Annotated in this window: 16 protein-coding genes and 1 riboswitch; of the genes, 1 reads left to right on the top strand and 15 read right to left on the bottom strand. The window is 34.7% G+C overall.

Annotated elements, in window-relative coordinates; translation table 11 throughout:
- Positions 1 to 411 precede the first annotated feature (411 nt).
- The 7 genes from yidC to KI230_RS10515 all read right to left on the bottom strand — a co-directional run bounded on the left by yidC (position 412) and on the right by KI230_RS10515 (position 6360).
- Positions 412 to 1284, bottom strand: a complete 873-nt coding sequence (gene yidC, locus KI230_RS10485; protein ID WP_000725802.1) for a membrane protein insertase YidC — start codon at positions 1282 to 1284, stop codon at positions 412 to 414.
- Between the two features lie 85 nt (positions 1285 to 1369).
- Positions 1370 to 2011 carry a thiamine phosphate synthase gene (thiE, locus tag KI230_RS10490; RefSeq protein WP_000483164.1) on the bottom strand — a complete coding sequence of 214 codons (642 nt, stop codon included), beginning with the start codon at positions 2009 to 2011 and terminating at the stop codon, positions 1370 to 1372.
- Position 2012: 1 nt separating this feature from the next.
- Positions 2013 to 2804, bottom strand: a complete 792-nt coding sequence (gene thiM, locus KI230_RS10495; protein WP_001108479.1) for a hydroxyethylthiazole kinase — start codon at positions 2802 to 2804, stop codon at positions 2013 to 2015.
- The gene (thiD, locus tag KI230_RS10500) at positions 2788 to 3618 is read right to left on the bottom strand and encodes a bifunctional hydroxymethylpyrimidine kinase/phosphomethylpyrimidine kinase (RefSeq protein ID WP_000594959.1); all 831 of its coding nucleotides are present in this window, start codon (positions 3616 to 3618) and stop codon (positions 2788 to 2790) included. The genes thiM and thiD overlap by 17 nt, the downstream gene beginning before the upstream one ends.
- Complete coding sequence (gene tenA / locus KI230_RS10505) at positions 3611 to 4300, bottom strand: thiaminase II (RefSeq protein ID WP_000396072.1); 690 nt, start codon at positions 4298 to 4300, stop codon at positions 3611 to 3613. Before tenA ends, thiD begins: the two co-directional genes overlap by 8 nt.
- Before the next feature lie 79 nt (positions 4301 to 4379).
- A riboswitch (TPP riboswitch) is annotated at positions 4380 to 4482 on the bottom strand.
- Positions 4483 to 4880: 398 nt separating this feature from the next.
- Complete coding sequence (gene sceD / locus KI230_RS10510) at positions 4881 to 5576, bottom strand: lytic transglycosylase SceD (protein ID WP_000752001.1); 696 nt, start codon at positions 5574 to 5576, stop codon at positions 4881 to 4883.
- 388 nt (positions 5577 to 5964) lie between these two features.
- Positions 5965 to 6360 carry a single-stranded DNA-binding protein gene (locus tag KI230_RS10515; RefSeq protein WP_000932694.1) on the bottom strand — a complete coding sequence of 132 codons (396 nt, stop codon included), beginning with the start codon at positions 6358 to 6360 and terminating at the stop codon, positions 5965 to 5967.
- Between the two features lie 193 nt (positions 6361 to 6553).
- On the opposite strand from KI230_RS10515, the gene KI230_RS10520 reads away from it, so the two are divergent.
- Entirely contained in the window at positions 6554 to 6994 is a 441-nt protein-coding gene (locus KI230_RS10520) for a YwpF-like family protein (RefSeq protein ID WP_000846746.1), read from the top strand.
- A gap of 60 nt (positions 6995 to 7054) precedes the next feature.
- Here the strand turns inward: KI230_RS10520 and fabZ are convergent, their stop codons facing one another.
- The 8 genes from fabZ to atpA form a co-directional block, all read right to left on the bottom strand.
- Positions 7055 to 7495, bottom strand: a complete 441-nt coding sequence (fabZ, locus tag KI230_RS10525) for a 3-hydroxyacyl-ACP dehydratase FabZ (RefSeq protein ID WP_000447678.1) — start codon at positions 7493 to 7495, stop codon at positions 7055 to 7057.
- A 33-nt stretch (positions 7496 to 7528) separates the two neighbouring features.
- The gene (gene murA, locus KI230_RS10530) at positions 7529 to 8794 is read right to left on the bottom strand and encodes a UDP-N-acetylglucosamine 1-carboxyvinyltransferase (RefSeq protein ID WP_000358006.1); all 1266 of its coding nucleotides are present in this window, start codon (positions 8792 to 8794) and stop codon (positions 7529 to 7531) included.
- Between the two features lie 110 nt (positions 8795 to 8904).
- Entirely contained in the window at positions 8905 to 9138 is a 234-nt protein-coding gene (locus KI230_RS10535) for a DUF1146 family protein (protein WP_000384523.1), read from the bottom strand.
- A 131-nt stretch (positions 9139 to 9269) separates the two neighbouring features.
- Complete coding sequence (locus tag KI230_RS10540; protein WP_045177772.1) at positions 9270 to 9362, bottom strand: hypothetical protein; 93 nt, start codon at positions 9360 to 9362, stop codon at positions 9270 to 9272.
- 368 nt (positions 9363 to 9730) lie between these two features.
- Complete coding sequence (locus KI230_RS10545; RefSeq protein WP_001094394.1) at positions 9731 to 10135, bottom strand: F0F1 ATP synthase subunit epsilon; 405 nt, start codon at positions 10133 to 10135, stop codon at positions 9731 to 9733.
- A 19-nt stretch (positions 10136 to 10154) separates the two neighbouring features.
- Positions 10155 to 11567: a F0F1 ATP synthase subunit beta gene (atpD, locus tag KI230_RS10550; protein WP_000511135.1), complete on the bottom strand. Its 1413-nt coding sequence runs from the start codon at positions 11565 to 11567 to the stop codon at positions 10155 to 10157.
- Positions 11568 to 11588: 21 nt separating this feature from the next.
- Positions 11589 to 12455, bottom strand: a complete 867-nt coding sequence (gene atpG, locus KI230_RS10555; RefSeq protein ID WP_000157603.1) for an ATP synthase F1 subunit gamma — start codon at positions 12453 to 12455, stop codon at positions 11589 to 11591.
- 30 nt (positions 12456 to 12485) lie between these two features.
- The gene (gene atpA / locus KI230_RS10560) at positions 12486 to 13994 is read right to left on the bottom strand and encodes a F0F1 ATP synthase subunit alpha (protein WP_000974881.1); all 1509 of its coding nucleotides are present in this window, start codon (positions 13992 to 13994) and stop codon (positions 12486 to 12488) included.
- Positions 13995 to 14007: the final 13 nt, after the last annotated feature.

Below are 14007 nucleotides of genomic sequence, written 5' to 3' on the forward strand. Positions count from 1 at the left end.
TGGTGTCATGCCGTTACGATTCTATGATATGTTGTTGGGACGTTGCAGTGTGTATTATGCCGTTGTGACGTTATTATTTCACACTGTTACATGTATTAGTGAATTGCTGTGGAAATTTGCGACATATACTGCTACACTGATGAATCATTGTGTCAAGATGACATTGCGATGAAGAATGACAACTCTGTTATTAACCACTTTTTACATACTGAAAACTCGTTAATATTATTTCAAATAAAAACAGCAGTAGGATGACTTTCACATTTGAAATCATCTTACTGCTGTTTCTATTTATCACATATTGTATAATGTGACACTAAGTTTCGCTATTGAAGCGAAAAATAATGTGCGCCCTATAAAGTTAAAATTATCTTCAACTTTTAGGGTGCACATTATTTGGACTTGCTAAGGTTATTTCTTTTTCTTTTTAGACACTACTTGTGTGTTTTTGCCTTTTTTATTGCTGCCGCCGTTGTGCTCTCTTTCATACGCTTCAATGAAAGGTTGTACTTCTTTTTTAGCGACTTTTTCATAATAAATGTTCGCAAAGTGTGTTTGAACTACAAGGAACGCCGCACTGACTGACCAGTACAAACCAAGTGCTGATGCTGAGCTTAATGAAATCCAGATAATCATAATTGGTGAAATGACCATCATCATGTAACCCATTTGACGTTGTTCGTCTGGCATCGTTTTACTTGATACATATGCTTGGATAAAGTATAAAACACCGGCAATAATTGTAATCCAAATATCAGGACGTCCTAAATCGAACCATAAGAAGTGTGGATATTTAAACAAACCATCTACAAGTTGGTCTTTAAGTACAAAGTATAATCCCATGATGATTGGCAATTGGATTAGCATTGGTAAACAACCCAACATACTCTTAATCGGGTTCATGTCATACTTTTTATATACTTGCATTAATTCTTGGTTTGCAGCCATTTTTTCTTCTTGTGTACGCGCACGTTTCACTTTTTCTTGAATTTTTTCAACTTCTGGCTTTGCAACTTTCATTTTTTGACGCATCATATGACTATTTTTATAGTTTGACAACATGAATGGTAATAAAATAATACGAATTACCAATACAAGGATAATAATAGCTAAACCATAATTGTCGTTTAATAAGTTATTTCCCAACCAATCCAATACATTTTTCATTGGATCTACGAATGTATTGTAGAAAAACCCACTACGTTTTTCAGGTTTAGAATAGTCACAACCAGCCAAAAAGACCATAATACCTAAAAATAATGGTAGTAACGCTTTTTTCTTCATTTTTCCACCTCTATCATTATATTCACATAGGATTTATTCTATCACATTAATGAGTACGTATGAAACAATAAGTGGAAAAATTTAACTAATTATTAAAAAAATCTTTGAATCGATTAACAGTCTTTTCAATATTTTCACTTTTAGAAATGGCTGAAATGACTGAAATTCCATTGGCACCTGCTTCTACAATCGGCGCCACATTATTAGTATTGATACCGCCAATAGCTACAATCGGTAGTTGCGGATTCATTTCTTTAAACGTTGCAATCATTTTTGGACCTACTGGTATATGCGCGTCATGCTTAGACGGCGTAGGATAGATTGGTCCAACACCTATATAATCAACATGAGTTAAATCAGATTTTGCATACTCATCTAAATCACTAATACTAAGTCCAATAATTTTATCAGTGAAATATTGTGCTATCTCTTTGACTTTCGCATCATCTTGACCGACATGTATACCATCCGCGTTAATTTCTTTTGCCAAGGATACATCATCATTAACGATAAAAGGCACATCATATTGATGACAGAGATGCTGTAATTCTTTAGCTAATACAAGTTTATCGTTTCCTTTTAAAGCTGATTCACCCTTTTCTCGAAATTGGAAAAGTGTAATCCCTGCCTTTAATGCTGTTTCTAATACTTCATGAATAGTTCGATGACTCGGAACATCGGAGGTCCCACAAATAAAATACACATTTAGATACGATTGGTTAAACATATTATTCCACCTCTTGAATACGAATCCGTTGTTGATAGGTTGTTTCATTTAAATGATATAACGTATCAAGCAACAATGGTGAAAACGTACCAGGACCACCACAATTTTCATTTTCAGCAGCTACCTCAGCAGCAATATTAAATACGCTTACCGCTTCAATTAACGCTTCTATGTCTGGTTCTGTTTCTCTAAATAAAAATCCAGCAATAACGCCTCCTAATAAACAACCAGCTCCAGTTACTCGTGCTAATAATGGAGATCCATTAGCTAATACGAAGGCTTTATTATCTTGAACAATAACGTCCTCTTTACCTGTGATTACTATTGCAGTTTTATATGTTGCGTAAGCCTTTTTCGCTATTGCAACCGCATCAAGATTAGCATCACTATCTGTACCTTTCATAGTTGCTGTATCATCAATCAACGCTAATATTTCAGATGCATTGCCTTTAATTACTGATACTTTCGCTGATTTCAATAATAATTTACAAAATTGCTTTCGATATGTAGAAGCACCAACAGCTACAGGGTCAAATACAATAGGTAAGCCTGCCTCATTTGCCGTTTGAGCAATCGCAATAATATCTTGTTCATTTTCTGCTGTTAAAGTACCGATATTGATTAATAGCGCTTGTGCAACTTTGTAAAATTCTTCAGCTTCTTCGGGAGCTTCACTCATTGCAGGGCTAGCACCAATACTTAATAAACCATTCGCTGTAAAATTTTTAACTACATCGTTTGTATAACAAATTGTTAATGGGTTTTCAATACGTATTTTATTTAGATAATTCATCGTCTAATCCCTCTTTCTTTAAATATGCAAAATGATTCACTGGACCTCTACCACGGCCGATTTCAGGCGTATATTGTATACTCATTGAAATAAACTTTTTAGCCTTGTGTACAGCCTCAAATAATGGTCTACCTTTTGCAAGTTCTGCCGTTATAACTGCTGAAAATGTACACCCTGTTCCATGCGTATGTTTTGTTTTAAATCGTTCATTTTCAAATGTTTGAACACCTTCGTTAGTAAATAAATAATCTTTTGCTATATCAGTATCATTTGAATGGCCGCCTTTAATGATGACACCTTTACTACCAATCTCATTAATAAAGATGCGGCCAGCCTGCATAATTTTTTCTTCACTATCAATGGTTAGTCCCGTTATTTCTTCAGCTTCTGGTAAATTCGGTGTTACTACGTCAGCTAATGGCAATAACGTATGCTGCAAGTTTTGCTTTGTGTCATTATCCATTAATGAATCACCGCTTTTCGCCAACATAACAGGATCAATTACATATGGAATAGATTCATGTTGCATTAAATAATGACGAATCGTTTCCATAGTATCTGCTGTAGCAATCATCCCCGTTTTAATAGCATGCGGTAAGGTATCGTTGAAGACACTATCAAGTTGTTCATCTACCCATTGATGATTTAAATTATGAATATGTTGTACGCCCAATGTATTTTGAGCAACAATACTTGTAACGACGCCCATACCATATACACCACATGAATGAAATGATTTTAAATCAGCCATTACGCCGGCACCACCTGTTGGATCAGTACCTGCAATGGTTAATGCTATTTTAGGTTTAATCATTTACTTTTCCTCCAAATTCCCATTGTTCTAGTGTCATAGCCATATTGAAAAATCGACGCTCATGTATGCAACTTTCTAAAAATACTTGCTTTACTTGTTCCAATTCCTTGTCAGACATTGATTCGGCTAATTTATTCATTAATGCCTCAAATACGTTAATTATGTCATCCATTTCAGTACTATAAAAATCAAACCATTTTGCCGTATCTTTTTCTCTATTAAGCTTATGATCACTTTGAGAGCGCTTAGCTATTTCTGCATAAATATATGGACAAGGTGCCATTGCAGCAATTGTATAAATAGCATTTTCACGACTATGCGCTTGGAAATACATGTGCTTAATGTAATGGTCGCCACTTGGTGGCCAAACTTTAGTTTTAATAATTTCTTCATAAGGTTCACCAACAATTTGTGCTAAAATATCATGCGCTAACACTTCACCTTCTACCATAAAATCAATTTGCTCTATCAAAAATTTCACATCATCCATGTTGTTCATTTTTGGAATTAGCAATGCATATAAGTTTGTAAATTCTTTTAAATACGCAGCATCAGCTTTTAAGTAATGGCGTAATGCGTCAGCTCCTATATCTCCGGATAACATCTTCTGAATAAAATCATCTTCATAAATATCATTAATGATTGGCTTTGCAGCTTGGTACAATTTTTGTGAAAATTCCATTGTTAAAAATCCTCCCTAAATAAAAAAACTACTTCCAACATGAAAGTAGTTTGATGGCAATGTTGCTATACTAGCCCCATCACTTCAATAACTACTTTCCTACGTTGGTACTAACCAAATCAGGTCATAAGGGTCTGAACAATTCATCTCAGCCATATCATTAGGCTCCCCTAGTAGTTCCTTAGTATTCAATTGCAAATTAATCTTAGCAAACGGTTTCAACATTTTCAATTATTGTTGCTCAGTTGGGAGTGGGACAGAAATGATATTTTCGCAAAATTTATTTCGTCGTCCCACCCCAACTAGCATTGTCTGTAGAAATTGGGAATCCAATTTCTCTGTGTTGGGGCCCCGCCGGCAAGGTTGACTAGAGTTGGAAAAAGCTTGTTACAAGCGCATTTTCGTTCAGTCAACTACTGCCAATATAACTTCGTAGAGCATAGAACATTGATTTATGTCCCAGCCTGTATAATGACATATATTTGCGAAATAAAAAAGACTGGAACATATCGAGAATTCCCCGATATATTCCAATCTAAAAGTTACTTATATAACTATTGATTAGCTATGCATAAATGGCTTATGCAGTAACCCAATGTCCAGCGCCACCAGTGTTATATAATTTTACTGCTGCGGCATCTTGAACACTTTCAGGAGCATTTGCTGGTGATACACCTTTATATTTAGCAGGTGCTACTGAATCCCAAGTTGATTGTAAGAATTGATACTTACCAGCTGCACCTGATGTTGGATTTACAGCATGAATATTGCCACCTGATTCACGTTGAGCAATTTGTTTTAGATGAGCATTCACATTTACTGATGAACCTTCTGATGCTTTTGATTCAGTTGGTGTTGCAGTAACTTGTGAATTGTTTGATGTTGATGCTTGTGGTTGTTGAGTTTGAGCATTTTGTGGTGCTTCAACTTCTTGTGATTGTACTTGATTTGCTTGAACAGCTGATGGTGCAACATTATTAGTTGCAGGTGCTTGTGCACTCATGTCTGCTCCATTAGCACCTGTTGCATGGTAATTCCAAGCAAAGTGTGTACCATCTGATTCAAAGTGATAAGTAAACCCTTCATAGTCAAATGTATAATTATAAGCCCCAGCTTCAATTGGTTTTTGATTTAATGTTTGATCATTTGATTGCGCCATTTGCGCTAAAGATGCTTTATTTAAGTCCGCTTCACTTGCATGGGCTTCGTGACCTGCATTTCCTGCTACGATTCCTAAACCTACTGCTAATGATGATGCGAGTAATGTTTTCTTCATAATCTTAAAATCCTCCTACAAGTAATTTGTTTCTCTAAAAGTTTTACAGAGACTACTGTAACATCTATAAAATCCGTGCAGGTTACAACAAAATAAAAAAATAGCCTTGTTTTTTACACAGTGATTACAACGAAATCCCCCATAATTTCAAATATGATTCTATCGAGAATTGTCATGACAGTAAAAATGTTTTTCATTTGCAATTTTTTATGTAATCGTTTTGCAATCTATGTCTATTTTCTATTAGAAAAACTACACAAAAAGACGACCTACACAACAGTACTAGTCATGTAAGTCGTTTTTAAGTGAGTATATTTCAAGTTAATTAGATCTATAAAAAATTTAGGATGGATTAAATGTATATTAAGGATGTTTAGGATAATTGGATTTAAATTTCTAATAAGTCATGATTATCTATATTTTGAGAGTCAATATCTAAAATACTATCTGAGAGAATTTCATTATTTTGGGATTTAGGGGACATAAATTTTATTGTTTCAACATATAATTCAGTGACAAAGTGTGTTTGTCCGTCTTTATCATACTTTCTTGATCTCATTTGACCAGTTATACCAACCAATGTACCTTGATTAGTATATTTTTCTATATTAGAAGCTAACTTGCCAAATGCTTTACAGAATAAGTAATCACAGACGATTTCTCCATTTTCATCTTTATAATTTCGGTGCGTTGCAACACAAAACGTTGCAATTTTTCTATCCTCCTTTTCAAATATTTGTGCGTCTTTCGTCAGTCTCCCGACAATTACGATTTTATTTAGCATGTAGTGTGTGATTCACCTCCTATGCCTATATCTTAATTACTAGCTTAAAAATGGTCAAAATGGCAAATTTTATATAATTAATAGCTATAGCATCTCGTTATTTGTTATATTTAAAGAAATTAGTCATGAAATGACCTTAAATCTTCTAAATAATTCAAAAATCATAAATATTAAACTAATGGGATGTGGGAATATGAAAACTTTTAAAGCAGTAAGGTTTCAAATTGTGAATGAACACGGCAGAATTATAGAATATGAATTAGAAGATGGCGTAATAATTAATAAAGAGGAAAGTGGCACGGGTTGGTTGCTTGAAATTGTCATTTCTAATGAGCATTATGAAACATTTAAGGAATATCAAGACAATGAACAGTTATTGGATATTCGTGTCGTCATCACGCGTCCAGCCAATGATCCAGCTTTATTTGAATCTACTGTGAAAAGTATTAAAAATTTTAAAACAACAATGTCTATCGTATTTGAATGTCATATTTACACTTTACGTCAACAGTATGCTGAAAGTTTATTAGAACAACTTATTGATGATGGATTATCTGGTGAAGAATTAAAAAAATCATTTAATCGAATGATGCAGTCTAAACCAAAGTTAAAGGATGAAAAATTAGAAGAGTAAAATAAAAAACATTCAAAGATTATGCCAACACATTAAATCTTTGAATGTTTTTTTTTTGTTTTATTTTACATCTTGAATTGCAAATGTAAGTTCACAACTACAAGCAAGTTGACCATCGACAGTAGCTTTAGCATTACCTTTACCGATTGGTCCTTTAATTTTAGTGATTTCTACTTCCAACGTTAAAGTATCACCAGGTACTACTTGACGTTTAAAACGACATTTATCAATACCAGCAAATAAAGCGATTTTACCTTTATTTTCTTCACTATTTAAAATAGCTACCGCACCTGTTTGAGCTAACGCTTCAGTAATTAATACGCCTGGCATTACCGCATACTCAGGAAAATGCCCTTGAAAGAATGGTTCGTTTCCTGATACTTGTTTAATAGCCACACAACGTTGACCTTCTTCATATTCAACTACTTTATCAATTAATAAAAATGGCTGTCTGTGAGGTATAATTTGTTTAATTTGGTTATAATCAAAAATTGTTTCCATGGTTGAAATCCTCCATTATATTAATTTACTGAATTAATCGTTAATACGTTCAATGTCTGCACCTAATTGCTTCAATTTACCGTGTAAGTCAACATAGCCTCTATCTAGGTGCGTTAATTCAGTAACGCTTGTTTTACCATCAGCAACTAATCCAGCTAAAATTAAGGCTGCTGCTGCTCTTAAATCAGTCGCTTTAACTTGTGCACCTTGCAATTGACTTTTACCTTCAAGTTTAGCACTACGACCTTCTACATTGATATTAGCATTCATACGTTTGAACTCTGCAACATGCATAAAACGGTTTTCAAAAACAGTTTCGGTTACGACTTTATGACCATTTGCCGTTAATAACAATGCCATCATTTGTGATTGCATATCAGTCGGGAATCCAGGATGTGGTAGTGTTTTGATGTCTACAGGTTGTAATTCCCCTTCAGCACGTACACGAATACCATCTTCTTGATAGTCCAATTCAACGCCCATTTCTTCTAGTTTATAGACTAAACTCGCCATATGTTCTTTGATTGCACCACGTACAAAAATATCACCACGCGTTATAGCACCAGCGATTAGTAATGTGCCTGCTTCAATTCTATCTGGAATGATAGCATGTTCTACACCATGTAATGATTCTACACCATTGATTGTAATTGTGTCTGTACCAGCACCAGTAATTCTACCACCCATTTCATTAATGTAGTTTGCTAAATCGACAATTTCAGGTTCTTTAGCTGCATTTTCAATTAAAGTCTTACCCTTAGCTAATGATGCTGCCATAATAATATTTTGTGTTGCTCCTACACTTGGAAAATCTAAATGAATTGATGTACCTTTTAATCCATCTTTAGCATTAGCATAAATATTACCATTTTCAAGATGAATTTCTGCGCCTAAAGCTTCAAAACCTTTAATGTGTTGCTCAATCGGTCTACTTCCAATTGCACAACCACCAGGCAATGCAACAATAGCATGTCCTAGTCTTGCTAAAAGAGGTCCCATAACTAAAATACTTGCACGCATTTTACTAACATATTCATATGGTGCCTCTTCATTTAGAGTCTTTGTTGCATCAACGACAACAGCATTTTCGTCCTTTTTATATGTAACGTCAGCATTTAAAGTTGTTAATACATTATTTATTGTTTCTACATCACTTAAAGCTGGAACATTAACTAATTTGCTCGGTTTATCAGAAGCTAATAAAGATGCTGTCAATATTGGTAATACTGCATTTTTAGCACCTTCTACTTTAACTTCACCCGTTAATTTATTTCCACCTTTGATTACTATTTTATCCATCGTAAATCCTCCACTTAGAACTCCTATTACTTTACATTTCCCTATTTTAAAATTATTTTAAGTCATTATTTAATTATATCTAGTTTTGATTACAAATCATAGAGTTAGACTTATTTTATTAAATATTTTACCTGCGTCGAGTATTGTAACAAATCTACAATAAAATTGCTTACTGCAGTGCCTAATAAAATAGCAACAAATATCATACACACTTGTAATTGAGTGGCGTATCCTTTTTTAAAAAATTGATCTAATCTAATTGATTGTAAAGCCCAATAGGCAATACAAATACATACAACATGTAACACTAAATGGATAACTGCATATTGTCCGATATAATCCATTTTATCACCTCATAAGATTACTGTATTACATTGTACATGAAAAATTTAAATAATGATACAAAGTTTAATACCCGTTTTTAGTAAAGTTTAAGCTAACTTACTATATAATTCTTTTTACATAAATATCATAACTATAAAGTATCTTGGTATGAAAAAATGTAGCTACTTTCAAAAAATGAAACGTCGACTGCAGATAGTGGTGAATGAAATTTTGATTTTAGCAATCTATTAGTGATTGTAAAAAGTAAAACTATTCTTGGGAGTCGGACATAAATCAATGTCTAGACTCTATAGTGTTGTATTTGGCAGTAGTTGACGGGGCCCCAACATAGAGAAATTGGAACCCCAATTTCTACAGACAATGCAAGTTGGGGTGAACAACGAAATAAATTTTGTAAAAATATCATTTCTGTCCCACTCCCTCCTATTTTTAATACACATTAGCTGTGTTTAATGATAAAGAACCACTACATCATAAATCTTTAATAGTTCTTTATCAATTCCTTCCCCCCTCTCATGTTTTGTATCTTTAAATCAATATAATTCAAAAAAGGGTCGAAGATATGAAATCACATCTTCGACCCTTTATTTACTATTTTAATTCAGCCACACGCAAACGGTTATTTGCTCTCTCTAAAGCTCTTTCGGCTCTATGAATATCAGTATTGTCGTCATCATTTTCCAAGTGAGACTCTGCTCTTGCTTTGGCTAATTTAGCTCTTTCAACATCAATTTCTCTTGCAGTTTCTGCAGTCTGAACAATGATTGAAACTTTATCTTTTCTAACTTCAACAAAGCCATCGCTTACAGCAATATATTCAGTTCCATCGTGAAATTTCACTTTTACAAAGCCTGTTTTTAAAGCAGCTACAGTTGGAATATGTCCACTCATGACACCTATCTCACCAGCTGTTGTTTGCATAACAACGAGTTCAACATTATCACGATTGTAAACAGAACCATTAGGAGTGACAATATCTAGGTTTAATGTATTCATTATCCATTCCTCCTAATTGTTATACTTCAACACCCATATCTTTAGCTTTTGCAATAACATCATCCATGCTACCAACTAAACGGAAAGCATCTTCTGGAATATGGTCATATTTACCATCTAAGATATCTTTAAAGTTTGCAACTGTTGTCTTAACAGGTACATAAGAACCTTTTTGACCAGTAAATTGTTCCGCTACGTGGAAGTTTTGAGATAAGAAGAATTGAATTCTACGTGCGCGTTCAACTGTTTGTTTATCTTCATCAGATAATTCGTCCATACCTAAGATAGCAATGATATCTTGTAATTCACGGTATTTTTGAAGTGTTGATTGTACATCACGAGCTACTTCATAATGTTCTTGACCTACAATTGATGGTTCCAATGCTCTTGATGTAGACGCTAATGGATCCACGGCTGGATAAATACCCATTTCAGTTAATTTACGTTCTAAGTTTGTAGTTGCATCTAAATGGGCAAACGCTGTCGCAGGCGCTGGGTCAGTATAGTCATCGGCAGGTACGAATACCGCTTGAATAGAAGTTACTGATCCTTTTGTTGTAGACGTAATACGTTCTTGTAATTGTCCCATTTCAGTAGCAAGTGTTGGTTGGTAACCTACTGCAGAAGGCATACGACCTAATAATGCAGATACCTCAGAACCAGCTTGTGTAAATCTGAAAATGTTATCGATGAATAATAATACGTCTTGACCTTGTTCGTCACGGAAATATTCAGCCATTGTTAAACCAGATAATGCAACACGCATACGTGCACCAGGTGGCTCATTCATTTGCCCGAATACCATGGCTGTTTTCTTAATTACACCACTGTCACTCATTTCGAAGTATAAATCGTTACCTTCACGAGTACGTTCACCTACACCGGCGAATACAGAAATACCACCGTGCTCTTGAGCGATGTTGTTAATTAATTCTTGGATTAATACTGTTTTACCTACACCGGCACCACCGAACAATCCGATTTTACCACCTTTAATATAAGGTGCTAGTAAATCTACTACTTTAATACCTGTTTCTAAAATTTGAACTTCTGTTGAAAGTTCATCGAATGCTGGTGCTTGACGATGGATAGGATCGCGGCGAACAGAATCACTAATTTCTTCTTTAAGGTCAATTGTTTCACCTAGTACATTAAATACACGACCTAATGTTTCGTCACCAACAGGTACACTAATTTCTTTGCCTGTATCTTTTACATCCATGCCTCTTTGGACACCATCAGTTGAATCCATCGCAATTGTACGAACAACGTCGTCACCTAATTGCAGCGCAACTTCTAATGTTAGTTGTATTGTACCTTCTTCTTTAGGCACATCAATAACCAAGGCGTTATTAATTTTAGGAACTTCGTTATGTTCAAATCGAACATCAATTACAGGACCCATAACTTGAGTTACACGGCCAATTCCCATGCTATTTTCCTCCTTTAAATATTATTCAAGCGCTGCGGAACCACCAACAATTTCAGTAATTTGTTGCGTAATTTCTGCTTGTCTCGCTCTGTTATATTCTAATGATAAGTCATCAATAAGTTCAGTTGCATTATCAGTGGCATTTTTCATCGCAGTCATACGTGTTGCATGCTCACTTGCTTTTGCGTCTAATATTGTTCCGTAAATCAAACTCTCAACATATTGAGGCAAGATTACACTTAAGATAGATTCTTTATCTGGCTCAAATTCATAAGAAGACAAATGACCATGCCCCTTACTAGAATCCTCTTGAGATAATGGTAATACTTGTCTAGATGTAGGCTTGTTTTCAAGAACGCTGACATAATGACTATAGTATATATTTAATTCATCAATTTCTTCTTCACTGTATAAGTCTATAGCATGGTTAGCTAGTGCTTGAACAGATTTGAAAGAAGGTTGATCAGGTACGTCTACTTGAGAATACTCAATGTCATAACCTCTATTTTTTAGGAAATCAACACCTTGTTGCCCTAAAACTACAATACTGTATTCGCTACTATCTTGATGTTTCGCTTCAATATCAGTAATCAATTTTTTAAGCACGTTTGCACTATATGCACCTGCTAAACCTTTATCACTCGTGATAACTAAATATCCACTTCTAGTAATTTTACGAGGTCTTAGCATTGGATGGTTTGTATTGCTACTTGCCCCTGCAACTGCAGTAATTGCATCTTGCATTTTATCCATATATGGTGTGAATTGTTTTGTATTTTTTTCAGCTCTACGAAGTTTTGAACTTGATACCATGTTCATCGCTTTCGTAATCTGCTTCATTTTTTTGGTTGATTTTATTCGAGTATCTATTTCTTTAAGAGAAGCCACTATCTCACCACCTTATACTAAACTTGTTTATTATTCAGATTTGCTAAAGCTTTTTTTGAATTCGTTAATTGCTGTGTCAAACTTCTCAGCATCTGGTAAGCCACCAGTTTCTCTGATTTCATTTAACAGTTCAGTAGCATTTGATTCTGCCCAGTGGTTTAACTCGTCTTCAAAACGTGTGATATCTACAACTGGAATATCATCTAAATATCCTTTTGTTAATGCATAAATAATCAACACTTGGTGTTCAACTGGTAATGGTTTGTTTTGATCTTGTTTTAAGACTTCAACAGTACGTTTACCACGTTCTAATTTACTTGCAGTAAATTCATCAAGGTCTGAACCGAATTGTGCAAATGATTCAAGTTCTCTGTATGACGCTAAGTCAAGACGTAACGTACCAGCAACTTTCTTCATTGCTTTAATTTGTGCAGATCCACCAACACGAGATACAGATTGTCCGGCATTAATCGCTGGTCTTACACCTGAGAAGAATAAATCAGATTGTAAGAAGATTTGTCCATCTGTAATTGAAATAACGTTTGTTGGTACATAAGCTGAAATATCACCAGCTTGTGTTTCGATAATTGGTAATGCAGTAATTGAACCGCCACCTAAGTCATCGTTTAATTTTGCTGCTCTTTCTAATAATCTACTATGTAAGTAGAATACGTCACCTGGGTATGCTTCACGACCTGGAGGTCTACGTAATAATAATGATAACTCACGATAAGCTGCTGCTTGTTTAGTTAAATCATCATAAACGATTAAAACATGTTTACCGTTAAACATGAATTCTTCACCCATTGTTACACCTGAATATGGTGCAATATATAATAATGGAGAAGGTTCAGAAGCTGATGCTGCTACAACAATAGTGTAGTCTAAAGCGCCTGCTTGTCTTAACTTTTCAACATTTGCTCTTACTGTTGAATCTTTTTGACCAATAGCAACATAGATACAAATCGTACCTTGATCTTTTTGGTTCAAAATTGTGTCAATTGCAATTGTTGTTTTACCTGTTTGACGGTCACCGATGATTAACTCACGTTGACCTCTACCAATTGGTACTAAAGCATCAATTGCTTTGATACCTGTTTGTAATGGCTCATCTACTGATTTACGATCCATTACACCAGTAGCTTTTTTCTCTACTGGACGTGTTTTAGTTGTGTTAATCGGTCCTTGTCCATCAATAGGTTGTCCTAATGGATTAACAACTCTTCCGATTAGTTCTTCACCTACTGGTACTTCCATGATACGACCAGTACGTTTAACTTCGTCACCTTCAGTAATACCTGTGTATGGTCCTAAAATAACCACACCCACGTTTGACTCTTCAAGGTTTTGGGCTAAACCAAGTACGCCGTTATGGAATTCTACTAGCTCACCAGCCATAACGTCATTTAATCCGTGAATTAATGCAATACCATCACCAATTTGTAATACAGTACCTACATCAGTTACGGACATTTCTGACTCATAATTTTCAATTTGTGAGCGAAGTAATGCACTGATTTCTTCAGCTTTTATGGCCATCTATGTCACTCCT

Origin of the sequence: Staphylococcus sp. MZ3, from assembly GCF_018622755.1 — a bacterium.
Lineage (GTDB): Bacteria > Bacillota > Bacilli > Staphylococcales > Staphylococcaceae > Staphylococcus > Staphylococcus aureus.

What these genes read in the sequence shown, in the direction of transcription:
- thiD (WP_000594959.1), bottom strand. Translation starts at nt 3,618, where the DNA reads ATGATTAAACCTAAAATAGCATTAACCATTGCAGGTACTGATCCAACA.
- sceD (WP_000752001.1), bottom strand. Translation starts at nt 5,576, where the DNA reads ATGAAGAAAACATTACTCGCATCATCATTAGCAGTAGGTTTAGGAATC.
- tenA (WP_000396072.1), bottom strand. Translation starts at nt 4,300, where the DNA reads ATGGAATTTTCACAAAAATTGTACCAAGCTGCAAAGCCAATCATTAAT.
- thiM (WP_001108479.1), bottom strand. Translation starts at nt 2,804, where the DNA reads ATGAATTATCTAAATAAAATACGTATTGAAAACCCATTAACAATTTGT.
- KI230_RS10545 (WP_001094394.1), bottom strand. Translation starts at nt 10,135, where the DNA reads ATGAATACATTAAACCTAGATATTGTCACTCCTAATGGTTCTGTTTAC.
- murA (WP_000358006.1), bottom strand. Translation starts at nt 8,794, where the DNA reads ATGGATAAAATAGTAATCAAAGGTGGAAATAAATTAACGGGTGAAGTT.
- thiE (WP_000483164.1), bottom strand. Translation starts at nt 2,011, where the DNA reads ATGTTTAACCAATCGTATCTAAATGTGTATTTTATTTGTGGGACCTCC.
- atpD (WP_000511135.1), bottom strand. Translation starts at nt 11,567, where the DNA reads ATGGGAATTGGCCGTGTAACTCAAGTTATGGGTCCTGTAATTGATGTT.
- KI230_RS10520 (WP_000846746.1), top strand. Translation starts at nt 6,554, where the DNA reads ATGAAAACTTTTAAAGCAGTAAGGTTTCAAATTGTGAATGAACACGGC.
- yidC (WP_000725802.1), bottom strand. Translation starts at nt 1,284, where the DNA reads ATGAAGAAAAAAGCGTTACTACCATTATTTTTAGGTATTATGGTCTTT.
- atpA (WP_000974881.1), bottom strand. Translation starts at nt 13,994, where the DNA reads ATGGCCATAAAAGCTGAAGAAATCAGTGCATTACTTCGCTCACAAATT.
- fabZ (WP_000447678.1), bottom strand. Translation starts at nt 7,495, where the DNA reads ATGGAAACAATTTTTGATTATAACCAAATTAAACAAATTATACCTCAC.
- KI230_RS10535 (WP_000384523.1), bottom strand. Translation starts at nt 9,138, where the DNA reads ATGGATTATATCGGACAATATGCAGTTATCCATTTAGTGTTACATGTT.
- KI230_RS10515 (WP_000932694.1), bottom strand. Translation starts at nt 6,360, where the DNA reads ATGCTAAATAAAATCGTAATTGTCGGGAGACTGACGAAAGACGCACAA.